The sequence below is a fragment of the Actinomadura sp. K4S16 genome (assembly GCF_008327685.1).
Taxonomy (GTDB): domain Bacteria; phylum Actinomycetota; class Actinomycetes; order Streptosporangiales; family Streptosporangiaceae; genus Spirillospora.
This window is the reverse complement of record NZ_BDDE01000012.1, coordinates 620,689-647,490: the sequence shown is the minus strand read 5'-3', so window position 1 is coordinate 647,490 and position 26,802 is coordinate 620,689. Positions and strand designations below refer to the sequence as shown.

Annotated in this window: 22 protein-coding genes and 1 riboswitch; of the genes, 7 read left to right on the top strand and 15 right to left on the bottom strand. The window is 74.3% G+C overall.

From position 1 onward, the window contains the following. Positions 1 to 24: 24 nt before the first annotated feature. Positions 25 to 480, bottom strand: coding sequence for a carboxymuconolactone decarboxylase family protein (locus K4S16_RS14235; protein ID WP_149259366.1), 456 nt, complete (start codon positions 478 to 480; stop codon positions 25 to 27). 135 nt (positions 481 to 615) lie between these two features. Between K4S16_RS14235 and K4S16_RS14230 the strand changes: the two genes are divergently transcribed. Then, positions 616 to 1,464 (top strand): sigma-70 family RNA polymerase sigma factor, encoded by an 849-nt coding sequence (locus K4S16_RS14230; protein ID WP_149259365.1) that lies wholly within the window; start codon positions 616 to 618, stop codon positions 1,462 to 1,464. Positions 1,465 to 1,525: 61 nt separating this feature from the next. Here K4S16_RS14230 and K4S16_RS14225 read toward each other — a convergent pair whose 3' ends face one another. After that, positions 1,526 to 2,989: an MFS transporter gene (locus tag K4S16_RS14225; RefSeq protein ID WP_149259364.1), complete on the bottom strand. Its 1,464-nt coding sequence runs from the start codon at positions 2,987 to 2,989 to the stop codon at positions 1,526 to 1,528. 321 nt (positions 2,990 to 3,310) lie between these two features. After that, positions 3,311 to 3,449: riboswitch (cyclic di-AMP (ydaO/yuaA leader) on the top strand. A gap of 8 nt (positions 3,450 to 3,457) precedes the next feature. Between K4S16_RS14225 and K4S16_RS14220 the strand changes: the two genes are divergently transcribed. Further along, positions 3,458 to 4,240, top strand: coding sequence for a hypothetical protein (locus K4S16_RS14220; protein ID WP_149259363.1), 783 nt, complete (start codon positions 3,458 to 3,460; stop codon positions 4,238 to 4,240). Between the two features lie 76 nt (positions 4,241 to 4,316). On the opposite strand, the gene hpnH is transcribed toward K4S16_RS14220, so the two are convergent. The 8 genes from hpnH to K4S16_RS14180 all read right to left on the bottom strand — a co-directional run bounded on the left by hpnH (position 4,317) and on the right by K4S16_RS14180 (position 13,564). Next, positions 4,317 to 5,321 carry an adenosyl-hopene transferase HpnH gene (hpnH, locus tag K4S16_RS14215; RefSeq protein ID WP_149259362.1) on the bottom strand — a complete coding sequence of 335 codons (1,005 nt, stop codon included), beginning with the start codon at positions 5,319 to 5,321 and terminating at the stop codon, positions 4,317 to 4,319. A gap of 64 nt (positions 5,322 to 5,385) precedes the next feature. Further along, positions 5,386 to 7,251, bottom strand: coding sequence for a squalene--hopene cyclase (gene shc / locus K4S16_RS14210; protein WP_149259361.1), 1,866 nt, complete (start codon positions 7,249 to 7,251; stop codon positions 5,386 to 5,388). 27 nt (positions 7,252 to 7,278) lie between these two features. Continuing rightward, on the bottom strand, positions 7,279 to 8,289 hold the full coding sequence (locus tag K4S16_RS14205; RefSeq protein WP_149259360.1) for a polyprenyl synthetase family protein: 1,011 nt from the start codon (positions 8,287 to 8,289) through the stop codon (positions 7,279 to 7,281). Beyond that, positions 8,286 to 9,677, bottom strand: coding sequence for a hydroxysqualene dehydroxylase HpnE (hpnE, locus tag K4S16_RS14200; protein WP_200841853.1), 1,392 nt, complete (start codon positions 9,675 to 9,677; stop codon positions 8,286 to 8,288). The genes K4S16_RS14205 and hpnE overlap by 4 nt, the downstream gene beginning before the upstream one ends. Continuing rightward, positions 9,674 to 10,534, bottom strand: a complete 861-nt coding sequence (gene hpnD, locus K4S16_RS14195) for a presqualene diphosphate synthase HpnD (RefSeq protein WP_149259359.1) — start codon at positions 10,532 to 10,534, stop codon at positions 9,674 to 9,676. Before hpnD ends, hpnE begins: the two co-directional genes overlap by 4 nt. Continuing rightward, positions 10,535 to 11,401 carry a squalene synthase HpnC gene (hpnC, locus tag K4S16_RS14190; protein ID WP_149259358.1) on the bottom strand — a complete coding sequence of 289 codons (867 nt, stop codon included), beginning with the start codon at positions 11,399 to 11,401 and terminating at the stop codon, positions 10,535 to 10,537. 290 nt (positions 11,402 to 11,691) lie between these two features. Continuing rightward, entirely contained in the window at positions 11,692 to 12,621 is a 930-nt protein-coding gene (locus K4S16_RS14185) for a helix-turn-helix transcriptional regulator (protein WP_235036783.1), read from the bottom strand. A 139-nt stretch (positions 12,622 to 12,760) separates the two neighbouring features. Then, positions 12,761 to 13,564, bottom strand: coding sequence for an SAM-dependent methyltransferase (locus K4S16_RS14180; RefSeq protein ID WP_149259356.1), 804 nt, complete (start codon positions 13,562 to 13,564; stop codon positions 12,761 to 12,763). A gap of 129 nt (positions 13,565 to 13,693) precedes the next feature. On the opposite strand from K4S16_RS14180, the gene K4S16_RS14175 reads away from it, so the two are divergent. Beyond that, the gene (locus K4S16_RS14175) at positions 13,694 to 14,926 is read left to right on the top strand and encodes an RNA-guided endonuclease TnpB family protein (RefSeq protein WP_149259355.1); all 1,233 of its coding nucleotides are present in this window, start codon (positions 13,694 to 13,696) and stop codon (positions 14,924 to 14,926) included. Positions 14,927 to 15,408: 482 nt separating this feature from the next. On the opposite strand, the gene K4S16_RS14170 is transcribed toward K4S16_RS14175, so the two are convergent. Continuing rightward, complete coding sequence (locus K4S16_RS14170) at positions 15,409 to 16,452, bottom strand: PucR family transcriptional regulator (RefSeq protein WP_149259354.1); 1,044 nt, start codon at positions 16,450 to 16,452, stop codon at positions 15,409 to 15,411. A gap of 176 nt (positions 16,453 to 16,628) precedes the next feature. Between K4S16_RS14170 and K4S16_RS14165 the strand changes: the two genes are divergently transcribed. Both K4S16_RS14165 and K4S16_RS14160 read left to right on the top strand, forming a co-directional pair. Further along, a complete protein-coding gene (locus K4S16_RS14165) occupies positions 16,629 to 17,324 on the top strand; it encodes an SDR family NAD(P)-dependent oxidoreductase (RefSeq protein WP_149259353.1) in 696 nt (231 codons plus the stop codon). Further along, positions 17,324 to 18,076, top strand: coding sequence for an SDR family NAD(P)-dependent oxidoreductase (locus K4S16_RS14160; protein WP_149259352.1), 753 nt, complete (start codon positions 17,324 to 17,326; stop codon positions 18,074 to 18,076). The genes K4S16_RS14165 and K4S16_RS14160 overlap by 1 nt, the downstream gene beginning before the upstream one ends. Positions 18,077 to 18,084: 8 nt before the next feature. Here K4S16_RS14160 and K4S16_RS14155 read toward each other — a convergent pair whose 3' ends face one another. After that, a complete protein-coding gene (locus tag K4S16_RS14155) occupies positions 18,085 to 20,526 on the bottom strand; it encodes an FtsX-like permease family protein (RefSeq protein ID WP_149259351.1) in 2,442 nt (813 codons plus the stop codon). Continuing rightward, positions 20,526 to 21,254, bottom strand: a complete 729-nt coding sequence (locus K4S16_RS14150; protein ID WP_200841888.1) for an ABC transporter ATP-binding protein — start codon at positions 21,252 to 21,254, stop codon at positions 20,526 to 20,528. Before K4S16_RS14150 ends, K4S16_RS14155 begins: the two co-directional genes overlap by 1 nt. 197 nt (positions 21,255 to 21,451) lie before the next feature. On the opposite strand from K4S16_RS14150, the gene K4S16_RS14145 reads away from it, so the two are divergent. Further along, positions 21,452 to 22,057: a response regulator transcription factor gene (locus K4S16_RS14145; RefSeq protein ID WP_149259350.1), complete on the top strand. Its 606-nt coding sequence runs from the start codon at positions 21,452 to 21,454 to the stop codon at positions 22,055 to 22,057. On the opposite strand, the gene K4S16_RS46455 is transcribed toward K4S16_RS14145, so the two are convergent. Then, positions 22,054 to 24,168 carry a histidine kinase gene (locus tag K4S16_RS46455; RefSeq protein ID WP_149259349.1) on the bottom strand — a complete coding sequence of 705 codons (2,115 nt, stop codon included), beginning with the start codon at positions 24,166 to 24,168 and terminating at the stop codon, positions 22,054 to 22,056. The genes K4S16_RS14145 and K4S16_RS46455 overlap by 4 nt on opposite strands. Before the next feature lie 305 nt (positions 24,169 to 24,473). Here K4S16_RS46455 and K4S16_RS14135 point away from each other — a divergent pair, with 305 nt between their 5' ends. Next, positions 24,474 to 25,349 (top strand): dienelactone hydrolase family protein, encoded by an 876-nt coding sequence (locus K4S16_RS14135; RefSeq protein WP_149259348.1) that lies wholly within the window; start codon positions 24,474 to 24,476, stop codon positions 25,347 to 25,349. A gap of 27 nt (positions 25,350 to 25,376) precedes the next feature. Here K4S16_RS14135 and K4S16_RS14130 read toward each other — a convergent pair whose 3' ends face one another. Further along, positions 25,377 to 26,636, bottom strand: coding sequence for a CdaR family transcriptional regulator (locus K4S16_RS14130; RefSeq protein WP_149259347.1), 1,260 nt, complete (start codon positions 26,634 to 26,636; stop codon positions 25,377 to 25,379). Positions 26,637 to 26,802: the final 166 nt, after the last annotated feature.

Sequence of the window (26,802 nt, the reverse complement as noted above, 5' to 3'; positions counted from 1 at the left end):
CGGCGGTCCCCCGCGCCGCGCGTCTCAGCCCCAGCGCGTTCCGGCGGGCACCCGGAAGGCGGTGTTGATCCGGTTGAAGAAGTTGGTGATCGCCACCATCAGGACCAGGGCCCCGAGCTGCCGCTCGTCGTAGTGCTCGGCGGCCTCGGCCCAGATCTCGTCGGTGACCGCGCCGGGCCGGTCGGCGAGCCGGGTCATGGCCTCGGTGAGCGCCAGCGCCGCCCGTTCGGCGTCGTCGAAGCGCGGGTCCTCGTACCAGGCGGCCAGCGTGAGCAGCTTCTCGGTGCTGACGCCGGCCTCGGCCGCGCTCGTGGCTCCGGCGTCGGTGCAGGCGCTGCATCCGTTGATCTGGCTGGCCCGCAGGTGGACCAGCTCCAGCACCTCCCGGGGGACGCCGCCGCCGTACACCGCCTTGAAGATCTCCTGGACGCCCGCGCCGATGTCGGGCCCGCTCGAAGAACCGTGGATCCGTGGTGCCATCTCTTCCTCCCGCAGTCGATGTGGACGGCACCACGACGCACCGGGCCGGGGAGAAGTAACGTCGGCCCCGGCGTTACCTTCTCGACTCGTGCCGCGTCCTGGTGGAGGAACCACGACACGCAGCCCGGGAGCACCGTGACCCGACAGGACAAGCTGGCCGCCGACTTCGAGGCGCACCGCCCCTACCTGCACGCGATCGCGTTCCGGGTGCTCGGCCAGCACGCGGACGCCGACGACGCGGTGCAGGAGGCGTGGCTGCGGCTGGCCCGTACCGGCGGCGACGGCATCGAGGAGCTGCGCGGCTGGCTCACCACGGTGACCGGACGGATCTGCCTCGACATCCTGCGCCGGCGCGGAGTCCGCGGCGAGCAGCCACTGGAGCCTGAGCTCTGGACCGCCTTGGGCGACCTCGGCCCCGACCCCGAGGCGGAGGCCGTGCTCGCCGACTCGGTCGGCCTCGCCCTGTACGTCGTCATGGACGCTCTCACTCCGGCGGAGCGGGTCTCGTTCGTGCTGCACGACGTCTTCGAGATGCCGTTCGACGCGGTCGCGGCCGTCCTCGGCCGGAGCACCGCCGCCGCCAAGATGCTCGCCAGCAGGGCCCGGGGACGGATCCGGCTCGGCGCGCCCACCGCCGACGCCCACTCGGCGGCACGCGGGGTCGTCGACGCCTTCCTGGCGGCCGCCGGCCGGGGCGACCTCGCGGGCCTCCTCACCCTCCTCGCGCCTGAGGTCGAGCTGCACAGGGGCCCGAACGTCGTCCGGGGCGCGGACGAGGTCGCCGCCCAGGCCACCGTCGGGGCCCGCCGGGACGCGAAGGGCCACCCGGCACTGGTCGACGGCGTCCCCGGCGTTCTCATCACCATGGGCGGCCGCCCGTTCCTCCTGATGGCCTTCACCGTCGAGGACGGCCGAATCACCACGATCCGGACGCTCTCCGACCCGAAGCGGCTGGCCCAGATCGTCCCCTCCTGGGTCACCTGACACGCCGGGTCCGCACGCCTTGAGCGCCCCTTTCGACGGGGGCGCTCTGGGTGGCCGGGCGTCAGTGGGCGGGGGTGTCCGGCTGGGGTGGGGTGCGGATCAGGAGGGTCACCAGGACGGCCACGGTGGCCAGGGCGAGGGCCGAGACGGTCGCCGCGGTGGTGTAGCCGTGGACGAGGGCGCTCACCCGGGAGGCGGCCGGGCCGTGCTCGCGCAGGTAGCCGGCCGTCGCGCCGATCGCGACGGTGTTGACGACGGCGGTTCCGACCGACCCGCCCATCTGGGACGCGGCGTTGACGACGGCGGCGGCGACCCCGGCCTCGCGCGGGGAGACGCCGGCGGTCGCCAGCGAGAAGGCCGGCGGGAACACGGCGCCCATACCGATCCCGAGCAGGATCTCGACGGGGACGACCGAGGCGGCGTAGCCGCTGCCCGGATCGAGCCGGGTCAGGACGGCCAGGCCGGCCGCGGCGATGAGCAGGCCGCCGCCGATCAGCAGGCGGGCGGGCACGCGCCGGGTGAGCAGGGCGCCGACCAGGTACCCGCTGACCGAGTTGGCGAAGGCGAGCGGCAGGAACGCCAGGCCCGTGCGCATCGGGGAGAAGTGCGCGACCACCTGCAGGTAGTAGGTGAGCGTCAGGAAGATCCCGAAGGCGCCGACGACCGCGGTGGCCACGGCGAGGTAGGCGCCTGCCCGGCCGCGGTCCGCGAGGATGCGCAGCGGCAGCAGCGGTGCGTCGTGCCTGGCCTGGCGCGCGATGAACAGCGCGAGCGCCAGGGCGCCGGTCGCGAGCGGCGCGGTGGTCTGCCACGCGTCCCAGCCGTGCGGGGCGGCCTGCCCGGCGCCGTACACGACGGCCGCCAGGCCGCCGGTGACGAGGACGGCGGAGATCCAGTCGACGCGCGCCCCGGGGAAGCTCGGCGGGGCCGGAAGGACGATGCGTCCCGCCACGGACGCGGCCGCGGCGATCGCCACGTTGACGTAGAGGCACCAGCGCCAGTCGGCGTACTGGGTCAGCGCGCCGCCGAGCAGCAGCCCGACGGCCGCGCCGCTGCTCGCCACGGCGCCGTACACGCCGAACGCCTTCGCGCGCTCCTTCGGTTCGGTGAACGTCACGGCCAGCAGGGACAGGGCGGTGGGCGCGAGCAGCGCGGCGAACGCCCCCTGCAGGGCGCGCCCGACCACGAGGACGCCGAAGCCGGGCGCGGCGCCGGCGATCATCGAGGCGACCGCGAACCCGGCCAGCCCGGCCAGGAAGCTGCGGCGCCGCCCGACCAGATCGGCGATCCGGCCGCCGAGCAGGAGCAGCCCGGCGAAGGACAGGGTGTAGGCGGTGATCACCCACTGCCGGTCGGTGTCGCCGAAGCCGAGCGCGTGCTGGGCCGTGGGCAGCGCGATGTTCACGATCGTGGCGTCGAGCGCGATCATCAGCTGCGCGACGGCGATGACGACCAGCGCGGCCCAGCGGCGGTTCGGGACGCCCGCGGACGGGCCGGACGCGGTGCGCGACGTGATGGCGGTCATGGAACCCACCTCCCTTTAAGTGAAGGGTTCTCCTCCAGATATTAACTGGAGGTTTCTCCTCCGTCTAGAGGTGGAGCGGGATCGCGTACGGCCTTGGAGAGGGAGGGACTCAGAGCACCTCGGGATCGCCCACCGGGGCGCTGAGCTGCGAGTTTGATCGCGGGAAGCTTGCCATCCCTTGGTGATTTCTGTAGGTTTGCCGCTCCAAGACGCTCTCCAGGCGTTTTGTCCCACTTACGTGGGCGGGGTGCCCTCCCCGCGGAACAAGGCCCCGAGACGGTCCATCGATCGGGCCTCACATCGTCAGCGCCGCTTCTCCCTCAGCGGCACCCGCCGAGTCCGCCGTCGCGCGGAGCCGGGGACCCACCTCGCACCGGGGTGAATCGGCCTGCCCAGGCCGTAGGGCGACTTCCACGCCCGAACCCGTCAGCTAACCCGGTAGGCGGCACTTGGAAGCAAGGAGCCCCCTTGAAAGGCAAGCACAGCAAGCAGTCGCGCCGTCTAAGGCTCGCCCCCTGGGCCATCGGCACGATGACGGGTCTCGCCACCTTCGGCGTGACGGCGGCCCTGCCGACGACCTTGCAGCACGCGACCATCGAGACGGCCGCCGCAGCCCAGACCGTCCCCCAGCAGCAGACCGCGCAGCTGCTGGCCGAGCGGCGGACGCAGGTCGGAGAGCGGAGGCAGGCCCGGGCCGCGGCCCAGTTCCAGAAGGAGTTCAAGGCGCCGGCGAAGGCCGAGGCGACGAAGAGCCGGTCCTCGACGAAGGTCGAGGCGAAGCCGGTCTCCGCGAAGAAGCAGGCCGTTCCCCAGCAGCAGGCGGCCGATCCCAAGGCGGCCAAGCGGGCCCTGGTCATCAAGCGGGCCAAGAGCTGGCACCCGCACACCGCCCAGCGGGTCCCCTACAGCCAGACCGGGTCGCACAACGGCTACCGCACCGACTGCTCGGGCTACGTCTCCATGGCGCTGGGGCTGCCCAAGCCCGGGCCCAACACCGTCGGCCTGACCTCGTCGCGATACACCCAGCGCATCAAGATGTCCCAGCTGAAGAAGGGCGACCTCGTCATGGACGCCCTCGGCAGCAACACCACCCGGCACGTCGTCATCTTCGAGAAGTGGGCGAACAAGCAGCACACCTCGTACTGGGCGTACGAGCAGCGCGGGCGGTACGGCACCGACCACCGGACGCTCACCTACGGGCTGTCCTCTGGCGACGAGTACAAGGCGTACCGGCCGACGTCCCTCAAGTAGGCGGCGGCTCAAGAGAAGCGCCCGGCATCGGCGGATCGCCGGTGCCGGGCGGAGCGGGTTGTAGAGCGGTCACAGGTCAGACCGAGCGGACGGCCCGCATGGACTCCTTCAGGGAGCCGAGGGTCGCGAAGACGGCCGTGGGCTCGTAACCGCAGTGGGCCATGCAGTTGGCGCAGCGGGAGTCGCGGCCCCGCCCGTAGGAGTCCCAGTCGGTCTCGTCCAGGAGCTCCTGGTAGGTCTGGGCGTAGCCGTCCGACATCAGGTAGCAGGGCCGCTGCCAGCCGAAGAGCGAGTAGGACGGGATCGCCCAGGCCGTGCAGGGAAAATCGACCTTGCCCTCCAGGAAGTCCAGGAACAGGGGCGAGTGGTTGAAGCGCCACCGCTTGCGGTTGCCGTCCCCGAACGCCTTGCGGAACAGCTCCCGCGTCTCCTGGACGCCGAGGAAGTGGTCCTGGTCGGGAGCCTTGTCGTACGCGTAGCCGGGCGAGATCATCATCTCGTCGACCTCGAGGTCGTCGTTGAGGTAGTCGAGGACGTCGATGACGGTCTGCGGCGTGTCCGTGTTGAAGATCGTCGTGTTCGTGGTGACGCGGAACCCGCGCCGCTTGCACTCCCTGATGGCGGCCACCGCGTCGTCGAAGACGCCCTCCTTGCACACGGACTCGTCGTGGCGCTCGCGCAGCCCGTCGATGTGCACCGCCCACGCGAAGTAGGGCGACGGCGTGAACTTGTCGATCTTCCGCGGGATGAGCAGCGCGTTCGTGCACAGGAACACGAACTTCTTGCGCCGGACGAGCTCGTTCACCAGCTCGTCGATCTGCGGGTGCATGAGCGGCTCGCCGCCCGCGATGGAGACCATCGGCGCGCCGCACTCCTCGATGGCGGCGAGGGCCTGCTCGACCGGCATGCGCTTCTTCAGCACGTCGTGCGGGTGCTGGATCTTCCCGCAGCCGGCGCAGGCGAGGTTGCAGGCGAACAGGGGTTCCAGCTCGACGATGAGCGGGAACTTCTCCCGCCCGCGCAGCTTGTTGCGGAGGATGTAGCCCCCGATGCGAAGGCTCTGGCGGAGCGGCATGCTCATGGTGTCCGGACCTCCTTGGGCGGTGCGGGCCCGGTGGACTCCACCGGGTCGTGGGCGGGCCGCGTCATGTCGCGGCCCGCAGGTAGCGGCCGAGCGCGCTCACGGGGAACACCAGCCGGTACAGGTGGTAGTTGATGTAGAAGTCGCCGGGGAAGCCGGTGCCGGTGAACAGGTCCTCGTCCCAGTTCCCGTCCGGGCGCTGGTGGTCGACGAGCCACTGGACGCCCGCCTCCACGGCCGGGGAGCGCTCGCCCGCGGCGAGCAGCGCCAGCAGGGCCCAGGCCGTCTGGGAGGGGGTCGACTCGCCCCGCCCGATCCACGCCGGGTCGTCGTAGGAGCGCAGGTCCTCGCCCCAGCCGCCGTCGGCGTTCTGGTGGTCCTCCAGCCAGGCGACGGCGCGCCGGATCGCGGGCTTGCCGGGACGGACCCCCGCCGCGATGAGCGCGGGCACCACGCTGCCCGTCCCGTAGACGTGGTTCGCCCCCCAGCGCCCGAACCAGGAGCCGTCCTCCTCCTGCGCCCTGAGCAGCCACACGACGGCGCGCCTGACCGCGGGCGACTCCGCGAGGCCCTCCCCGGCCAGCGCCTCGACGACGTGGGCGGTGACGTCTGCGGACGGCGGGTCGATGACGGCGCCGAAGTCGCAGAACGGCAGCTTGGTGCAGAGCTCGCGGGTGTTGTCGGCGTCGAACGCGGCGAAGCCGCCGTCCCGCGACGCCATCCCGTCCAGCCAGCGGACGGCCCGCCTGACCGGCTCCTCCGCCTCCGGGAAGGACACCTTGCGCAGCGCCAGGATGGCCTCGGCGGTGTCGTCGGTGTCGGGGTAGACGTCGTTGTCGAACTCGAACGCCCACCCGCCCGGCGGGACGTCCGGCCGCTTCACCGCCCAGTCCCCCGGCCCGCGGACCTCCTCGCCGACGACCCATCCGGCGGCCTTCACCAGGGCGGGGTGGTCGGCGGCCACGCCCGCGTCGGCGAGCGCGTTCATGGCGAGCACCGTGTCCCAGACGGGCGACTGGCACGCCTCCAGGCGGCGGCCCTTGTCGTCGCGGATGATGAACCGTTCCAGCCCGTCCAGCCCGCGTTTGACGACCGGGTGGTCGAGGCCGTAGCCGAGCTCGTGCAGCGCCATGAGCGAGTACACCCACGGCGGCTGGATCCCGCCCCAGCAGCCGTCGGCCTCCTGCCTGGCGATGATCCAGTCGGCGGCCCGGCGCAGCGCCGCCCGGCGCAGCGGGCGCACCGGCCGCCTCTCGTACACGTGCAGGACGCGGTCGAGGGCGTTGAACGCCGCCCCCCAGCCCTTGGCCTCGTTCGCCGGCATCGCGCCGCACCGCAGCTCCGGCAGGTCGAACGGCAGCGCCCGGACGGGCCGCAGCGACCCGAGGACCGTCAGCGGGACGATCGTCTGCCGTGCCCAGCACGCCCAGTCGTAGACGTTCAGCGGGACGCGGCTCGGCAGGAACATCAGCTCGGGCGGCATGACCGGCAGGTCGTCCCAGGACCACTGGCCGAACAGCGCCAGCCAGATCCGGGTGAACACGCGGCTGCCCTCGACGCCGCCCGCCTCCCGCACGTACTCGGCGGCCTTGCGCATGTGCCCGGCGCCGACCGGGTCCCCGGCGAAGCGCAGCGCGACGTAGGCCTCGATCGTCGTGGACAGGTCGGCCGGGCCGCCGTGGAAGTTCGCCCAGGTGCCGTCCTCGCGCTGCTGGGAGCGGATCCAGCGCGCCGCGTCCTTGGTGTCGGCGTCGGAGCGGATGCCGAGGAACTGGCGGAGCAGCAGGTCCTCGGCGTCCATGGTGACGTTGGTCTCCAGTTCGGCCTTCCACCAGCCCTCGGGCGACTGCAGGCCGAGCAGGTGGTCGCGGGCGGCCTCGGCGGCGGCGGCCGCCGCGCCGGTGAGTCCGGACACGTCGGTGGTGGTCATTCGGTCCTTCCCTTCTGGCGCGGCGGGTCAGTGGTCCCGGGAGGTGACGAACAGCGCGATGTCGCGGAACTCGGCGGCCACGAGCCCGTCCATGCCCGAGTCGTCGAGGTGGCGCCCGGCGGCGGCGACGCGGCGGTCGGCCTCGGCCGCGGCCCAGTCCCGGCCGCCCGCCGCCTCCACGAGGCGGGCCATCTCCCGCAGGACGCCCTCGGACGGCGGCCCGGGTTCGGCGTACAGCGCGGCGAGCCGCTCGGACTCGGGGTGCCCGGAGTTCAGCGCGTACACCACCGGCAGCGACTTCTTGCGCGCCCGGAGGTCGGCCAGGACGGGCTTGCCGGTCGTCTCGGGACTGCCCCAGATGCCGAGCAGGTCGTCCACGAGCTGGAACGCGAGGCCCATCTCGGTACCGAACCCGGTCAGGTGCGTCACGAGGCGGGTGGGGCCCTCGGCGAGCATCGCCCCGATCGAGCAGGCGCAGGCGAGCAGCGCGCCCGTCTTGTCCCCCGCCATGGTCAGGCACTCGTCGAGCGCCACGTCGTCGCGCTGCTCGAACCCGATGTCGAGCGCCTGGCCCGCGATGAGCCGCTGAGTGGCGGCGGTCAGCGCGCGCGCCGCCCAGTGGGCGCCTCGCGTCTGCTGGTCGAGGAGCAGGTTCTCCGACAGCGCCAGGAGCGCGTCCCCGCCGAGGATGGCGGCGGACGGGCCGAACACCGTCCACGCGGCGGGCCGGTGCCGGCGGGTCCGGTCGCCGTCCATGATGTCGTCGTGCAGCAGCGAGAACGCGTGCACGAACTCGACGGCGACGGCGCCGGGCAGCGCCGTCTCGTGGGGCGCCCCCGCGGCCCGCGCGGACAGCAGCGCCAGCGCGGGACGCAGCGCCTTGCCGCCCGCGGCGGCGGGCTCGCCGTTCTCGTCGGTCCAGCCGAGGTGGTAGGCGACGACGCGGCGGGTCCACGGGTCGAGGCGCTCCGCGCAGGCGCGCATGGCCTGGTCGACCAGGGCGCGGCCGTCGGTGATCGAGGCCGGGACGGTGGTCATCGGCCGCTCCCCCCGTCCTGGCGGTGCTCGTTCCGGACGGTCGGTCTCAGGTGGCGGCGGACGAGACGGGCCGCGGTCAGACCGCTGCGCACGGCTCCCTCCATCGTGTCGGGCCAGCCCGTGTCGGTCCACGCGCCGGCGAGGAACAGCCACGGCAGCCGGGTGGCGGACGCGGGACGCAGCGCGTCGCTGCCGGGGCTCTGGCGGAACGTCGCGTGCCGCTCCCGCGTCACGAAGAAGTCGGTGACGCGAGCGCGGCGGGCGGCCGGAAGCAGCCGCCTCAGCTCGGCGAGGTACACCGAGCGCAGTTCGGCGGTGGGCGTGTCGATCCAGCGGTCGGCCGCCGAGACCGACACCGCCAGGTACTGGCCGCCGCCCGTCAGGCCGCTGACCGCGGTGCGGTCGAACACCCACTGCACGGGCGAGCCGACCGCGGCGGCGAACGGCAGGTCGGCGCCGTCGACCCGCAGGACGGGCCGGTCGTAGACGACGTGGACGTTGACGATCGGGCTGGAGCCGAGCCCGGCCCAGCGCGCCCGGTCGGGGGCCGCCTCCTCGGGGACGAGCCCGGCCGCCGCCCGGTGGGGCACGGCGAGGACGACGGCGTCGGCGCCGACCGGCGAGCCGTCCACCACGAGCCTCGGCCCGGCGTCGATCGCCGTCACCTTCGCGTTGAGGTGGATCCGGCCGCCGTTCCGCTCGATCTCGGCCGCCGGGAGCGTGCCGTGCAGGTCGCCGAGCGGGACGGCGGGCACGCCGATGTCGGCGGCGTCCGCGCGGCCGAGCAGCGCGGTCTGGCACACGAACGCGGCGGGGCCGAGCGCGGCCCCGTCCAGGCGGACGTTGAGCGCGGCCGTGACGAACAGCTCCCAGAGCGCCGCGCGCGCCCAGGGCCCCTGCCCGTGCTCGGCGAGCCATGTGCCCATGCTGATCCGGTCGAGCGACGGGTCTGCCGGGTCGACGCGGTCGAGCGCCAGCGACGCGCCGACCGCCCGCAGCCGGTCGGGCGGGGAGAGCAGCCGGTACCCGGCGAGCGCCGGCAGCAGGTGCAGCGGGCCGGGGGCCTTCGCACGGCGGAGCCGTCCGCCCGGGCCGTCCGGGGTCAGGACGCGGACGTCGAAGCGGTCCTGGACGCGGACGCGGTCCAGCGCGTCCAGCCGGGCGAGCAGCCCCTGGTACGCCGAGCAGCATTTCAGGAAGATGTGCTGGCCGTTGTCGACGGTCAGGCCGTCCCGCGTGAAGGAGTGGGTGGCGCCGCCGAGCCGGGGCCGCGCCTCGTAGACCGTCGGGCGCAGCCCCGCCTCCTGGAGCGCCAGCGCGGCGGTGAGCCCGGCGAGCCCGCCGCCGACGATCGCGACCTCCGCCGGGCCGCCGTCGCGGGCGCTCACCGGTGGATCCCGGCCATCGCCATGGCGGACACGGTCGCCTTCTCCCACGCCGGCAGGGACGTCCGCGTCTCCAGGGCGGTCAGCGGGTCGGCCGTGATGCGGCGCAGCAGGTGCCGGTAGATGCCCGCCATCGCGCCCGCGCACGCGGCGCTGCGCCGGTCGAGCATGGGCAGCAGCTTCAGGCCGTCGGCGTACCACCGCTCCGCCCGCTCCGCCTGGAAGCGGACGAGGCTCGCCAGTCGGTCGGGGTCGTCGGTCGCCCGGCCCGCCTCGTCGCGCTCCAGGGTGCATCCGAACCGGGCGAGGTCCTTCGCGGGCAGGTAGACGCGGCCGTTCGTCCGGTCCTCCCGGACGTCGCGGAGGATGTTCGTGAGCTGCAGCGCGACGCCGAGCGCGTCGGCGCGCGGCACGGCCGTGGCCGGGTCGTCGGTCCCGAAGACGCCGAGCGACAGGCGGCCGACGGAGCCGGCCACGCAGCGGCAGTACCAGAGGAGGTCGTCGAAGGTGTCGTAGGTCCCGCCGCGCACGTCGGCCTCGCAGCCGTCGATGAGCTCGCCGAACGCGTCGAGCGGGATCGGGTGGCGGCGGGCCGCGTCGGCTAAGGCGACCAGCACCGGGTCGGAAGGGTGGGCGCCGGGGTCGGCGATCCGGGCGCGCTCGCCGGCGAGCGCGGCGAGCCGGTCCGCGACGGGCGCGCCGTGGTCGTCGCCGATGTCGTCGACCCGCCGGGCGAACGCGTACACGGCGCTGAGGGCCCGCCTCTTGGGGGCGGGAAGCAGCCGGATCCCGTACGAGAAGTTGCGCGCCTGGGAGCGGACGACGCTCTCGCAGTGCCGGTAGGCGGTGGATGCGTCCATCTAAGCTGCCCTTCTCCTTCCCATGGTCCGCGACCACTCGGCGAGCAGCCGCGCCTTCCTCGGCCGCGGCGGGCCCGCGAGGACGTCGTAGGCGGCGCGCTCCAGCGCGTCGAGGGCGGCGAGGCCGCCCGCGACGTACCCGGCGACCGCGACCCGCGCGAACCCCTGGAGCCCGCAGGTGAGGGCGGCGCCCTCCGCCAGCATCCGCCGCGCCCGCCCCGCCTGGAGCGCCACGACCCCGCGCAGCCGGGTCGGGGTCGCCGCGGCGGTGAGGTCGTCCTCGGTGCAGCCGAAGCGCCGCAGGTCGTCCGCGGGCAGGTAGACGCGGCCGTTGCGGTGGTCCTCGGCGACGTCCTGGCAGTGCTCGACGATCTGCAGGGCGGTGCACACCTTGTCCGACAGCCGGATCCGGTCCGGCGTGGCGGCGCCGAAGACGTGCAGGACGATGTGCCCGACGGGGTCGGCGGAGAGCGCGCAGTAGCCGAGGAGGTCGTCGAACGTCGCGTACCGGGTGACGGCCTGGTCCTGGCGGTTCGCCCGGATCAGGCGGCGGAACGGCTCGGCGGGGATGCGGCGGGCGACGATCGTCTCGGCCAGGTCGCGCAGCACGGGCAGTTCCGGCCGCTCGCCCGCGTAGACGCGGTCGAGGTCGCGCTCGACCAGGTCGAGGAGGTCCGCCCGCTCGCCCGGCGGCGCCTCGTCCCCGATGTCGTCGACGAGCCGGGCGTACCCGTACACGTTCAGCAGGTGGGCGCGGTGGCGGGCGGGGAGCAGCCGCGAGGCGACGGGGAAGTTCTCCCCGGCCTGCAGTTCGGTCCTCGCCCGGCGTTCCTCGGTGGCGTTCCGCAGACGCTCGCTGACGGACATGGTGTTCCCCCTGGGGCGGTGGCGGCGCGGGGGCGCTTATCGATGCCCGTTAACCGGGTGATCGACCGGTAAACCTGGCATCGTCGGGGCCCATGGTGCGTACGTCCCCGATCGACAGCGCGAAGCCTCCCGAATTTCCGTCGTTCATGAATATAGGCCGGAAGTGGTCAGGCGGGAATATGGGTTCGGGCGTCCGGGCGATCACCGCCCGTCGTCCCGCATTCACCGGAGAATGGCGGCGGCTCCGCGGGACGGGCGCCGCGGGACGGGCGGAACGGGCGGCGGGAGGCTCAGTAGGTGGCGAGTATTCGGGCGAGGACGCGAGGCGTGTGCTCGGGTGGCGAGGCCTCGGTGACCAGTGTGTTGAACAGGTGCCAGTGGTGCTCGATCTCGGCGCGCCGCGTCGGGTAGACGGCATTGTCGGGACGCTCCAGATAGACCATGTCCTGCAGCCCCTGCTGCGGGAACCGGACGAGGGTGAGCGACCCGTCTCCGGCGACCTGGCCGGAAATGCCGAGGGGCGCGATCTGGATGGTGACGTTCGGCCGCCTGCACAGCTCGACGATGTGCAGGATCTGCCCGCGCATCGTCTCGGGCGCGACGGTGGGACGCCAGAGCGCCCCCTCGTCCAGCACGACCCAGAGGTTGAGCGGGCGCGGCCGGCGGCGCAGGACGCGCTGGCGCCGCATCCGGAACTCGACGCGCCGCTCGATCTCGGCCTCCGACCCGGACCCGGTGCGGGAGGCGACGAGTTCGCGGACGTAGTCCTCCGTCTGGAGCAGTCCGGGAACGAACCGGGCCTCGAACGTCCGGACCAGCTTGGCCGCCTGCTCGGCGCTGAGGTAGTCGCGGACCCAGCGCGGCACGATGTCGCCGTCGGCGTGCCACCAGGGCGGCGCGTCGGTCTGCTCGGCGAGGGCGAGCAGGGTGGCGCGCTCGCCGGGGTCGGCGCCGTAGCGGTCGAGCAGCCGGGCGACGTCGCCGGCCCTGGCGCGCGAGCGGCCCAGCTCCAGTCTGGTGATCTTCGACTCGGAGCCGTAGATCGCCAGGCCCGCCTTCCGGCGGGAGAGCCGGGCGGCCTCCCGCAGCTCGCGGAGCCGCCGGCCGAGCAGCATGCGCGGGACGAGCGGGTCGCCCTGCGCGGAGACCGTGCTCACCGGAGCGTTGCGGGTGCGGGCCGACCGCGGCTTCCTGCTGCCGGTGATCGTGGCGGAGGCCAAGGGGGGACTCCTCATCGGAAGACGGCGTGGACGACCGCTCCGACTATAGTTCACGCTGTGCGTCGGAGATAGGACCGTATGTTACGTAGCGTCTCGGACATATAGCCCAGTCCCGGGAGGCGACCCCCGGCACGGCGCCTCAGGGTTTGCGGGCCACCCCGCATCTGGTCGGCAGGTTCTCGCCGCCGATCGGCCCCACCTCGGGGCGCCATGCGCCGCTCGTCACCAGGCCCGGCTCCTCCAGTTCCAGCCCGTCGAAGTAGCCGCGGATGAACTCGGGGCCGCGCAGCCGGAACGGGACGGCGCCGGTCTCGTCGTAGGCGCGCTGCGCCGCGTTGAACGCCTCGTTCTCGTCGGTGGAGTCGTGCAGGATGAGGTAGCTGCCGGAGGGCAGCGGGTCCATCAGCCCGCGGACGACGTCGTACGCCTCGTCCGGGTCGACGATGTGCCCCAGCACGCCGATGATCATCAGCCCGACCGGCCGGGACAGGTCCAGCAGTTCCGACGCCCGGTCCATGATCGTCTTCGGGTCGTGCAGGTCGCAGTCGATGTAGGCGGTGCTGCCCTCGTTCATCAGAGCGCGGGCGTGCGCGAGGACGAGCGGGTCGTTGTCGACGTAGACGACCTTGGCGTCGGGAGCGGCGCGCCGGGCCATCTCGTGGGTGTTGTCGACGGTGGGCAGGCCGGTGCCGCAGTCCATGAACTGGCGGATCCCGCGCTCGCGGGCCAGGAACCGGATCGCCCGGTCCATGAAGTAGCGGCCCGCGCGGGCGATCTCCACGATGCCCGGGTACAGCCCGACGTAGTGGTCTCCGGCGAGCCTGTCCACCTCGTAGTTGTCGGTCCCGCCGAGCCAGTAGTTCCAGATCCGCGCCGACTGCGGAACGCCAGTATTGATCTTGGAGTCCGATCCCTTCCCCGGGCCGGGCGTGGCATCCGTCATCGGTTCTCCTTCGTGGACAGCCCGGCCGTCAGGCCAGGGGAAACGGACTTTTGCGGAGCATGTCGGGGATGCCTGGGCGTTTCGGCGGCGGCCGGGTCGGCTCGTGCCGAGACTGTTAGAACGTGGGGTATGGCGCGGCAGGTCAGGCGGGCGTTCAAGTACCGCTTCTACCCCACCGGCGAGCAGGCGGCTGAGCTGTCGCGCACGTTCGGCTGTGTGCGGCTGGTGTACAACAAGGCGCTGGAGGAACGCACCCGAGCCTGGTACGACGAGCAGCGCCGCATCTCCTACGCGCAGTCCTCGGCGGCGCTGACGCGGTGGAAGAAGACTCCGGAGCTGGCGTTCCTGGCGGAGGTGTCGTGCGTGCCGTTGCAGCAGGTGCTGCGGCATCTGCAGACGGCGTTCGCCAACTTCTTCGCCAAGCGCGCCGCCTACCCGCGGTTCAAGTCGCGCAAGCGGTCGCGTGCGTCGGCCGAGTACACCCGCAGCGCCTTCACCTGGCGCGACGGGCGTCTGACGCTGGCGAAGATGGCGGCGCCGCTGGACATCCGCTGGTCGCGTCCGCTGCCCGAGGGCGCGGTGCCGAGCACGGTGACGGTGTCGCGCGACAGCGCGGGCCGCTGGTTCGTCTCGATCCTGTGCCAGGACACCATCACCGCGGCCCCGGCCACGGAGCACGCGGTCGGGATCGACGCCGGGATCACCACGCTGGTGGCGCTGTCGTCCGGGGAGAAGATCGCCAATCCCCGCCACGAGCGGCGTGACCGCGCCCGTCTGGCCAAGGCGCAGCGGGAGTTGGCCCGCAAAACCCCGGGTTCGGCGAACCGGGACAAGGCCCGCCGGAAGGTGGCCCGCGTGCACGCGCGGATCGCCGACCGGCGACGCGACTTCCTGCACAAGGTGTCGACCCGTCTCGTCCGTGAGAACCAAACGGTCGTGATCGAGGACCTCACCGTCGGCAACCTGCTCAAGAACCGCACGCTCGCCCGCGCGATCACCGACGCCGCGTGGCGGGAACTGCGCTCCATGCTGGAGTACAAGTGCGCCTGGTACGGCCGCGACCTCGTGGTGGTCGACCGCTGGTTCCCCTCCTCCAAGCTGTGCGGAACCTGCGGAACCGTCCGCGAGACTCTTCCGCTGGAAGTCCGCGAGTGGACGTGCGAGTGCGGTGCGGTGCATGACCGCGATGTGAACGCGGCGCGCAACATCCTGGCCGCCGGGCTGGCGGTGACCGCCTGTGGAGACGGTGTAAGACCTCAACGGGACACCTCCCGGACGGGGCACTCGTCGGCGAAGCAGGAAACCCAGCGGGCGACCGCTGGAATCCCCCGCCTTCAGGCGGGCGAGGAAGCCAAGGTCTGACGCTCCTTCCAGCAGGTACGGGGCACCTCTCGCGGCAAACTTAGACCCCGGGCCCCGAGAACTGCCAGAAAAGCGGAATTCGGACCTGTCCCCCCATCAATTCGGGACGATGACGAATACGCAGGGTGATCTCGACACCGAAATGTACGTTGACTCGTGTGCCCTATGTGACGCCTGCGGGCGCGGAAACCGGCCGGGGACGCGCGTCGGCCGTCCGGCCGAAATGATCACTAACGGAGCGGATATGGATCGGTGTCCGCGACGCCATGGCGATCACACCGGGAGTCCAGGCGATCACCTTTTACCTTTCCTGATATTTTGCCAAATCAAACGTCACTCATTACCCGCAGGCCGAGTCGTCGCCACGGCCTTCGTCCCGGACGAATCCGAACAAGATTCACGACTAGCCATTTATCCCTTATTGCGTCATTTCAGGCGTTTCTTCCGTTCGCCGTACCAACGCCCACCCGGGGATCGGGCGGTCAGCGGCCCGCCCAGACGGCGATCGCGAGCGCCACCCGGTCGTCGAACCGCATCGGGTCGCGGCCGGTGAGCGACTCGATCCGCGCCAGCCGGTGGCGGAGGGTGTTCGGGTGCAGGAACAGCGCGCGCGACGTCGCGCCGACCGCGCCGCCCATGTCCAGGAAGGTGCGCAGCGTCTCGGTGAGGCGGGTGCCGTGCGCGGCGTCGTAGTCGCTCAGCGGCCGGGCGATCTGCTCCAGGAACGGGGCCAGCTGCTCCTGGTCGAGCCGGTCGAGGAGGGCCTGGAAGGTGGCGAGTTCGGAGGCGTACACGACCCCGCCGGTGCGGCGCGCGGAGTCGAGCGCGGTGAGGCTCTCGGCGAGCGAGAGCGGCAGGTGCTCCAGCGGGCCGGCGCTGCCGACGCCCGCGGGCTCGGTCCAGGCGTGGGCGTCGTTGGTGACGAGCAGGGCCGTGTCGTCGTCCAGGCCGAGGACGCCGGGCAGCTCCTCCTCGACCGAGCCGTCCATCGCGATCACGAGCAGGGAGGCGGGGTCGAGCCCGGCGTCGTCGATCCGGGGGCGCAGCGCCTCGGCGGACGCGAGGCCGTCGCGCACCATTCGCAGCAGCCGCCCGGTCTCCTCCCGCTCGTGCCGCTCGTCGCCGGCGGACGCGAGCCGCTCGGCGAACCACTCGGTGAAGCCGAGGAACGGGACGTCCTGCGGCACCTCCAGCAGCGGGAGTCCGACGCGGTCGCAGGCCAGGCTCAGCTCGTCGGGCACGGTGTCGGTCATGTCCCCGACGCCGTAGCCGATCGCGCTCCCCCGGCCGGACTTGACCGAGTCGACGAACGCGGCGCACGCGCCCGGGTCCCGCAGCGCCGCGCCGACCGTCAGGACGACCTCGTGCCCCCGCAGGTAGGGGCCGGGGTCGAGCAGCTCGGTGGAGTGCGCCCAGCGGACCGGGCGGTCGAGCCCGTCCTCCCCCGCGACCAGGCGCAGCCTGAAGCGCGGCACCTCGAGGAGCTGCCGGACGGTGAGGTGCGGCGGCGCGGAATCGCTGGTCACAGCCTCACCCTCTCATTCCGGCCCGGCGCCGTCCCGTGCCCGTGACCGTCTTTTGGGCAAGTGCACGAAAGGTCGGGCGCGGCGCGGTGGGTTCGGCCAAGAAATCGCCATGAGGCTTGTCACCAGCGCTTATGCCGGGTTTGCCTGGTGCTTTCGGGGCATCGGGAGGTGATCTCATGGACGGGCGGGTCGCGCTCGTCGCCGGGGCGGCCGGCGGCATCGGCTCCGCGCTGGTGCGCGAGCTGGCGGGGCGCGGCTGGCGGACGGCGGGGCTGGACCTTCGCCGGGCCTCGGACGCCGACCACTCGGTGAGCGTGGACGTGGCGGAGCCCGCGCAGGTGCGCGCGGCGGTCCGGCGGATCGAGCGGGAGCTCGGCCCGGTCGAGGCGGCCGTGTGCGCGGCCGGGCACCACGCGATCGTCCCGATGTCCGACATCGCCTGGCCCGACTGGCGGCGGATGCTGCGGGTACACCTCGGCGGCGTGGTCAACGTGTGCGCGGCCGTCGCGCCGGGGATGGCCGAGCGCGGCCGGGGCAGCCTGGTGCCGATCGTCTCCCACCTCGGCGTCGGCGGCGCGAACGCCGAGGCGCACTTCGCGGCGGCCACCGGCGCGGTGATCGGGTTCGTCCGGTCGCTGGCGGCGGAGCTGGGGCCCTCCGGGGTGCGGGTCAACGCGGTGGCGCCCGGCCCGACCGACACGCCGATGCTGCCGTCCGACTCGCCCTGGCGCCGGCCGTCCTACCTGCAGGCCCTGCCGGCCGGGCGGCTCACGTCCCCGGAGGAGGTCGCGCTCGCCGCCGCCTACCTCATCGAGGACGGCACGTTCTGCGCCGGCGAGATCGTCTCCCCGAACGCCGGGACGGTGCTCTGATGACGATCGCGCTGATCACCGGGGCGGCCGGCGGGCTCGGCACGGCCGTGGCGCGCCGGCTCTCGGCCGACGGGCGCCTGGTCGCCCTCAACGACCGTCCCGGCCGGGACGTGGCCGGGCTCGCCGCCGAGCTGGGCGGCGTCGCCGTGCCGGCGGACGTCTCCGACCCGGCGGCGGTGACCGCGATGGTGGCGGAGGTCGAGCGCCGGACGGGCGGGCAGATCGGGCTCCTGGTCACCTGCGCCGGCCGGCTGGAGACGGCCCCGTTCACCGCGGAGCCGGAGGACCTCGCCGACTGGTGGCGGGCGGTCGACGTCGACCTCGGCGGGACGTTCGCGTGCGCGCAGGCCGTCATGCCGGGCATGGTCGAGCGCGGCGGCGGCCGGATGGTCTTCGTCGCGTCCGAGTGGGGGGTGATCGGGTGGCCGCGGGCGAGTTCCGACTCGGCGTCCAAAGGAGGGACCATCGCGCTCGCCAAGTCGCTCGGCCGCGAGTTGGCCCCGCTCGGCATCGCGGTGAACGCGATCGCGCCGAGCTCGATCGACACGCCGCGGCTGGAGGTGGACGCCGCGGCGGCCGGGGTGACGGTCGGGGAGTTCCGCGCCCGGTGCGTCGCGCGGACGCCGCTCGGCCGGGTCGCCTCGCCCGAGGAGGTCGCCGCGGCGGTCGCGTTCCTGGCCGACGAGCGGCTTCCGACGCTCGTCGGCCAGATCCTGCAGGTCAACGGCGGCACCACCCGGGCCCGCGCCTGACGGCCCTCCTACTCGCGGGCGGCGACGGCGTCCGCGGGGCGGGCGGTCATGGCGAGGCGCGCGGCCGGGAAGGTCGCGGCCCCGGCGAGCAGGAGCCCGAAGGCGAGGACGCCGAGGTGGCCGATGGGCGGGACGTACGGGGGGCCGCCCGTCATGCCAGCGGCGAACGCGGTGAGGGTGCCGAGGGCGATCGCGGTGCCGAGGGCGGCGGCGATCGCGGCGACCGCCAGCGTCTCCCATCCGAGCATCGCCATGATCTGGCGCCGGGTCGTCCCGACCAGGCGCAGCAGCGCGAACTCGCGGGACCGGCCGGCGGTGGACATCGCGAGGGTGTTCACCACGGCGATCGCCGTGAACGCGATGATGAGCCCCATCGCGACGTAGGCGACCTCCGCGTCGGCGGCCGACCTGGCCTCGGCGAGCGTGCCCGCGGACACGACCGGGAGGCCGCGCGGGGGGCTGCCCGCGATCAGCAGGGTGCCGCGGGGGTCGTCGACGTGGGCGGCCAGCAGATCGCGGGAGACGGTCAGGTCGCCGAACCCGAGGCCGCGTCCGTAGACCGCGACCACGGTGGGCGCGAACGGCGTGCCGTCGCCGAGCGTGAGCGGCAGCCGGTCCCCGGGCCCGACGCCGAGGCGCCGGGCGGCGGTGGCGCTGACCGCGACGGCGGAGGCGTCCAGGCGGTCGAGCGACCCGGACCGGACGTCCAGGTCCAGGGTGCGGTCCAGGCCGTCCGGCGTGACGCCCTGGACGGCGTAGTTCTCCAGGCCGACCCGGACGGTGCTGTGCAGCACCTCGGTCACGGCGGTCACGCCGGGCGTCCGGCGGAGCTCCTCGGCGGTGCCGTGCGGGACCCTGGGACCGGCGACGTGCGCGGCGAGGGTGCCCTCGCGCGCCTGCCGCGTCGCGGCGTGGCCGATCGTCGTCTGGACGAACAGGATCGTCGCGGTCAGCCCGATCATCAGGGTCAGCGGGGTGACGACGGAGGCCAGGCGCCGCGCGCCGGCGGCGAGGTTGGCCGCCGCGAGATGCCCGCCGCCCGGGAGGAGCCGGAGCGGGACGGCGAGGGCGGCTACCGCGCCGCGGGCGATGAGCGGGCCGAGGAGCGCGACGGCGACGGTCCAGACGATCGCGGTCAGGATCGTCACCGGGCTCGACGCCGCCTCCGTGTCGAGGTGCGCCAGCAGCACCGTCAGGACGACGGCTCCGGCCGCGACGGCGGCCCCGGCCGCGATCCGGGCCGGGCCGAGCCGGGCGCGGCCCGCCGCCGCGTCGCCGAGGGCCTCGACGGGACGGATCCGGGCCGTCCCGCGCGCGGTGATCCGGGCGGCGGCGACGGCCGCGGCGAGGGCGGCGAGCGCGGCGGCGAGCGGCGGGAACGGTCCGACGACGAGCTCCAGGTTGGGCGGCAGCGCACCCAGCCCGCGGAACTCGTCCCTCAGCCGGAACGCCAGCGGCAGCCCGGCGGCCGCGCCGAGCGGCCCCGCGACGAGCCCGACCAGCAGCGCCTCCCGCCCGATCATCCGGCGGACCTGCCGCGGCGTCGCGGCGACCGCCCGCAGCAGCGCGATCTCCCGCTCCCGCTGCCGCACCGACAGCGCGAACGTGCCGGACACCACGAGGACGGCGACGAGCAGGGCCGTCCCGCCGAGGGCGCCGCCCATGGAGATGAGCTTGACGCGCGCCTCCTCCGCGCCGAGGAACTCCGCCCGGCCCCGGTCGTCGCCGGTGTGTACGGTCGCCGCGGTGCCGCGCACGGCCTCCTCGACCGCCTTGGCGGGGCCGTGGGCGCCGATGGCGGTCACCATGCCGCCGTGGCCGGCGAGGCGCGCCGCCTGGGCCGTCGTGAAGAAGACGGCGGTCTGGTGCGCGAGGGCCTGCCGGGTCACGCCCACGACGCGGTAGGAACCGGGGACGGCGGCCTGGACCCGCACGGTCGCGCCCACGCGCAGGCCGCCGGCGCGCGCCGCGGCCGCGTCGACCACGATCTCGTCGTCCGCGGCCGGGGCCCGCCCCTCGCGGAGGGTGAACGGGGTGAGCGCGGCGGACTCCCACCCGTGGCCCCACGACGCGCGGCCGTCCGCGCCGGAGCCGCTCCCGGCGGAGCCGATCTCGGCGGGGAACGTCACCTCGGTGACGACCCCCCGGACGCCGTGCGCCGCCCGGACCCTCGCGGCGACGGACGCGGGCAGCCACGCGCGCTCGGCGATCGGCTTCGCCTTGTGCTTCCGCTTGCCCTCCTTCTTGACGATCGTCTTGTGGACGAACTGGTCGCCGGTGACGACGACCGGCGCCCCCGCGTACCGCTCGGGCTCGACGGAGCCCCGCAGTCCGGTGTCGAGGAGGACGCCGCACGCGCAGACCAGGGCCGCCGCGCACAGCAGCGCGGCGAACGCCCCCGCGAAGCCCGCCTTACGGTGCCGCAGCGTGGCGAGAACGAGTCCGAGCATCACTTCCACGCCCCCAGCCGGGTCATGCGCGCGGCGACCCTGTCGCTGGACGGGGCGTCCATCGCGTCGACGATCCGGCCGTCCGCGAGGAACAGCACCGTGTCGGCGTAGGAGGCGGCGACCGGGTCGTGGGTGACCATCACGACCGTCTGGCCCATGCCGTCCACCGTCTCGCGCAGCAGCGTCAGCACGTCCCGCGCCGTCATCGTGTCGAGCGCGCCCGTGGGCTCGTCCCCGAACACGACGTCCGGGCGGGTGACGAGGGCGCGTGCGATCGCGACCCGCTGCTGCTGCCCGCCGGACAGCTGCGCGGGCCGGTGCCCGGTCCGGTCGGCCAGCCCGACCCGGGCGACCACCTCCGTGAGCCACTCCCTGTCCGGACGGGTGCGCGACAGCCGCAGCGGAAGGGTGATGTTCTGCTCCACGGTCAGCGACGGCACCAGGTTGAACGCCTGGAACACGAAGCCGACGCGCCGCCTGCGCAGCTCGGTCAGCTTCGTCTCGTTCATCGAGGAGAGTTCGGTGTCCCCCAGGCGGACCGTGCCGGACGTGGGCGTGTCCAGGCCGGCGGCGCAGTGCAGGAACGTGCTCTTGCCCGAGCCTGACGGCCCCATCACCGCCGTCAGGCGGCCCCGCGGGAGTGACACCGTCACCTCCCGCAGCGCCGCGACCGCTCCCCTGCCCCGTCCGTAGACCTTGCTGACCGCGTCCATGCTGACCGCGTCCATGCTGACCGCGTCCGTGGGCGCCGCGCCGGTGCCGACCGCCTTCGTGCGTACCGCGTCGTTCATACCGATCAGTCTTCTGACCTGCGGTTCCGGCCACCAGAGAAGAGATCACCTGCTACCCGTGACCTCGTCATGGGTCCGGGCGTGACGCCGTCCGGGCGGGCCGCGCGGGCGGCGGGCGCTGGTAGACATGAGCCGTGATCAAGGTGCTTCTCGCCGACGACCACCACGTGGTGCGCGGCGCCCTCGCCGCGCTGCTGGGGCTCGAACCCGACCTCACCGTGGTCGCCGAGGTCGAGCGCGGGGACGAGGTGCTGCCCGCCGCCCGCTCGTCCCGTCCCGACGTCGCCGTCCTGGACATCGACATGCCGGGGCTGGACGGCCTCGCGGCCGCGGCGGCCCTGCGCGACGCCGTCCCGGAGGTTGCGGCGCTGGTCCTGACCGGGCACGGCAAGCCCGGTCACCTGCGCCGCGCGCTGACGGCCGGGGTCCGCGGGTTCCTTTTGAAGACGGCGCCGCCGGACGAGCTGGCCGCCGCCATCCGCAAGGTCGCCGCCGGGGAGCGCGTCCTCGACCCGAACCTCGCGCTCACCGCCTGGGGCCTCGCCGACAACCCGCTCACGCCGCGCGAGACCGACGTGCTGCGCCTCGCCGCGGACGGGGCGGACGCCCCGGAGATCGCCGAGCGCCTCCACCTGTCCGCCGGGACGGTGCGCAACTACCTGACGGCCGTCGTCGCCAAGCTCAACGCCCGCAACCGCACGGACGCCGCGCGCATCGCCCGTGAAGCGGGGTGGCTCTAGCCGATCCTCGCCTCCAACCGGAAGCATCCCTTTCCGTCGGCGCGCGCGCTGAGCGTTCCTCCTGCCGCGGCCAGTCGCGTGGTCAGATTCCCGATTCCTGCGCCGGGGGCGGTCCGGGGCGCCTCCGGGTCGAGCCCGTCGTTCTCCACGACCAGCCAGACGGCGCCGCCGTCCTGCCCGGTCGCGATGGTGGAGCGGGTGGCGGCGCTGTGGCGGAGCACGTTGGTCACCGCCTCGCGCAGCACCGTGCCGAGCACCGCCGACGTGCGGGCGTCCAGGTCCGGGTGCCCGAGGACGGTCTCGACCTCCACCCCGGCGGCGGTGAGCACGGACCGCGCCGACGCCGCCTCCGCGTCCAGCGCCAGCTCGGCGTCCCCGCCGGTCGCCGCGCGCAGGTCCCCGCGGGCCTGCTCGGCCATGTCGACGACCTCGGCGAGCTCCTTGCGGGCGCGGCCCGGGTCCGCGCCGGCGAGGCGGCGGGCCAGCTCGCACTTGAGCAGGATCGCCGCCAGGCTGTGCCCGAGCAGGTCGTGCAGGTCGCGGGCCGCCCGCAGCCGCTCCTGGACGGTCGCCGCCCTGGCCAGCTCCTCCCCGGCCGCCCGCAGGTCCCGCACCAGCCGCGCCAGCCGGACGAGCCCGTACACCACCAGGCCCGTCACCAGCGTGCTGATCACGTGGTTGACGACGGCCGCCGTGCCGAGTCCGAGCGTCCGCGCGGCGAGGCCGACCGCCGCCATGGACGCCGCCACGAGCGGGACGGCGGCCCAGGCCGGCAGCCCGACCAGGAACGTCCCGGCGAGGAACCCGGCGACGCCCACCCACGCCTTCCCGAACACGGCGACGGGGGCGAAGCTGAGGACCGCGAGGACCGGCGGCCACCACCGGGGCCGTCCGCGCCCGGCCCACAGCAGCTGCACCGCCGAGATCACCGCCAACCCCGCGGCGGCGGCCGGCCACAGCGGCCCCCACGGGACCGCCAGCAGCCCCTTGACGGAGAACCCCGCCAGGACGGCCGCCAGCAGCGCGAGCGAGAGCCGGTACGCCGTCCGGTCGGGCAGGCTCACCGGGCGCTCTCCCGCCGCGACGGCCGCCTCCACCGCGAACCGGCCGTCCTCGCCCAGCCCGGCGGAGAAGGCGCCGCCCGCCGCGCGCACCCGCTCGGCGGCCTCCTCCAGCCCGTCCGCGCCGCGCTCGGCCGTCCGGACCCCGTCGTTGACCACCCGCAGCCCGACCACGCCGTCGCGCTCGGACGTCGCGATCAGGCAGGTCCGCGCGGAGCCCGCGCGCACCACGTCCGTGACGGCCTCGCGCAGCACCGTCGCCAGCAGGGCCCCGGCCGGGCCGAGCGGCTCCCGGTGCCCCTCGCGCACCTCGGCCCGCACGTCCGCCGCCTCCAGCAGCGCCCGCGCCGCCGCCACCTCGGGGGCGAGCGACATGCTCCGCAGGTCCGCCGCCGCGGTGCGCGCCCTGTTCAGCGACCGCCTGGCCACCGCGAGCACGTCCGCGATCTCCGCCGGCCGGTCGAGGGCGCGCCGACTGCCCGCCGAGACCGCCCGCAGGCCGTCGCCGAGCCCCTCGTCCAGTTCCGCCGCGATCCGGAGCCGCTCGCGCTCCACCGCCGCCACGGTGAGGGGCAGCCGGGCCGCCGCGACGTCGTCCGCCCGGTCGGCCAGCCGCACCAGCCCGTAGACCACGAGCCCGGTCAGCAGGCAGGTGATCGTGACGTCGGCGCGCGTCCCGCCGTACGGCGCGCCCGCGAGCGCCGCGCTCGCCAGGACGCACGCGGCGGCCGGCCGGGCGCCCGCGAGCAGCAGCGAGCCGAGGACGAACCCGAGGATCCCCGCCGACGTGCCGAACGCGACGACGCCCGTGTAGGCGGCCGCCGCCTGCGCCGGCAGGCTCCAGGTCAGGGCGCGGCGTGTCCGCCACCGCGGTACGACCCGGACGAACTGGGCCAGCAGGACCGCCAGCACGAGGACGATCGCCGCGCCCGCCTGTACGGGGCCCTCCGTCCGCGAGGGGGCCGCGAGCACGTACACGCCGGCGAACGAGGCGAGCACCACCCCGACGACCCACCGCGCCGACCGCGCCCCCGGAACCGCCCCTGCCAACCGTCTCCCACCTCCCGGCCCGAAGGCCGCCGTCCCGCCGCCGGCTCCCGCGTCCGCGTGCCCGGGACGCGGCGGCCGGTGCCAGAGTACGAGCCGGAACGGGCGGTTCCGGCTCCCGGAGGCGCCGCCCGCGCGCGCGAACGGCTGGTCAGGGCGACCGCCACGGGGTGACCGGCGATTTCGCCGATGCCCGGGGGCGCGGCGCGTGCCGAGAATGTGCGCGTCCCGGAGCCCCCTCCCCGGCTCCGGCCTCCGACTCCGGAGCCGCAGCCCGGCTCCTCCACCCCGAGCAAGGAGCGACCCCCGTGCCCTCCCTCACCGCACGCGCGGCGAAGACGGCGCTCGCCGCGACGCTGACCGCGGCCGCCCTCGTCCTCCCGCAGACCGCGCAGGCCGCCGACAACCCCTACGAGCGCGGCCCCGCCCCGACGCAGCAGAGCATCGAGGCGCTGCGCGGCCCGTTCGCCACGTCCCAGACGAGCGTCTCGTCCCTGAGCGTCACCGGCTTCGGCGGCGGGACGATCTACTACCCGACCAGCACCGCCGAGGGCACCTTCGGCGCGGTCGCGGTGGCGCCCGGCTACACCGCCGACCAGACCAGCATGGCCTGGCTCGGCCCGCGGCTCGCCTCGCAGGGCTTCGTCATCTTCACGATCGACACCCTCACCCGGCTCGACCAGCCGGACAGCCGCGCCCGCCAGCTGGAGGCCGCGCTCGACTACCTCACGCAGCGCAGCACCGTCCGGTCCCGGATCGACACGACCCGGCTCGGCGTGATGGGCCACTCGATGGGCGGCGGCGGGACGCTGGAGGCCGCGGAGGACCGCCCGCAGCTCCAGGCCGCGATCCCGCTGACGCCGTGGGACCTGCAGAAGAACTTCTCCGACGTGCACGTCCCGACCATGATCATCGGCGCCCAGGCGGACACGATCGCGCCGGTCGCCACGCACTCCCAGCCGTTCTACGAGAGCATCCCGGCGGCGTCGGAGAAGGCGTACCTGGAGCTGGCGGGCGCCAGCCACTTCGCGCCCAACACCTCGAACACGACGATCGCGAAGTACAGCATCTCCTGGCTCAAGCGGTACATCGACAACGACACCCGCTACGACCAGTTCCTGTGCCCGGCGCCCGCCCGCGACCTGACGATCTCGGAGTACCGGGACACCTGCCCGAACTCCTAGGGGTCCGCCGCAGAACCGAGCCCCCGCTCACCGACCGGGCCGCCCGCCGCCTCCCCGCGCGGGCGGCCCTTCGGCGTGCGGGCCGGGCGAGCCGTCCCCGGGGCCGTGCAGGCGCAGCGCGCTCAGCGCGAGGACGAGCTCGACGAGGTCGCCGGGCCGGGCGAGCGTCCGCCCGGTGAGCTGCTCGATCCGGCGGAGCCGGTTGAGCACCGTGTTGCGGTGGCAGAACAGCCGGTCGGCCGCGCGGGCCGCGGAGCCGTCGCACTCCAGCCAGGTCTCCAGCGTCGTCAGCAGCGCGTCGCGGAAGCCGGGGTCGACGTCCGCGAGCCCGCCGAGCGCGACGTCCCCGAGGCGCCCGGCGAGGCGGGGCTGGGACAGGACGAGGGCGTCGGGGAGCCGGCGGTCCAGCCGGGCGATCTGGTTGCCGGGGCCGCGGCAGGTCCGCAGCGCCAGCTCGGCGAACCAGCGGGCGCCGCCCAGCTCGGCGAGGGAGCTCACGACCGGGCTCACCCCGGCGTGCGAGCGCGCGTAGGGGCGGACCGCGTCGACGAGGTCGTCCAGCTCGGCGGTGCCGAGCGCGACCAGCGCCACCTGGGCGTCGGTGCGCAGCCGCCAGATGAACCGCATCCCGCCGGTGTCGCCGGGGCGCCGGCTCACGCCGTCCCCGAAGCCGCCCTCCGCGCCGAGCATCACCACGGCGTAGCGGCCGGTCGCGGGCAGCCCGAGGACGGACGTGGCGGTCGCGAGCAGCCCGCCGTCGGCGCCCTGGCCGTCCAGGAGCGCGTCCACGATCGCCTGGACGCGCTCCTCGCTGCGCCGCGCGAGGTCCAGCTCGGTGCGGTGGTACGCGGCGGCCGCCGCACCGGACTGCTGGTCGATCGTGTCCCAGGTGCGGGTCGCCTGCCGGATCAGCGCCGGGACGTTCTCCGGGTCGTGCCGGCCGACGACCTCGACGACGGCCTCCCAGAACACCCGCCCGGCGAGCCGGTAGGAGCGCAGCAGCTGGTCGAGCGGCTGCCCCTGGTGCGCGCGCCGCTGCCCGAGACGCCGCGCCCACTCAAGGTCGGCGCGGCCGCGGCCGGGGTCGAGGATCGTCTTGAAGCCGTGCCCGAGCCCGGTGTGGCACATCTCCCACACGTCGTGGCGGAACGCGTCGTCGCTGCCGCCGCGGTCACCGGAGAGGATCTCGGCGGCGAGCCGGTCCGCGAGGTCGGGCAGGCGGTCCGCGAGCCGCAGCACCGCCCGGCGCATGATCGTGCGATCGGCGTCCACCTGGCCGACGTTCATCGAGGGCCACCTCCAGCACAACGCGGGGGCCTCATCGTGCCACCACGGGGGCGCACGGGCCATCGAGGGACGGCGACACTGTGCCCGCTCACAATCGGGGCCGGTCGCGATTGCGCCGCGTCCCCGAAACCGGAGCCCGCTCTGGACCGGTACCGGGTGCCCGTGT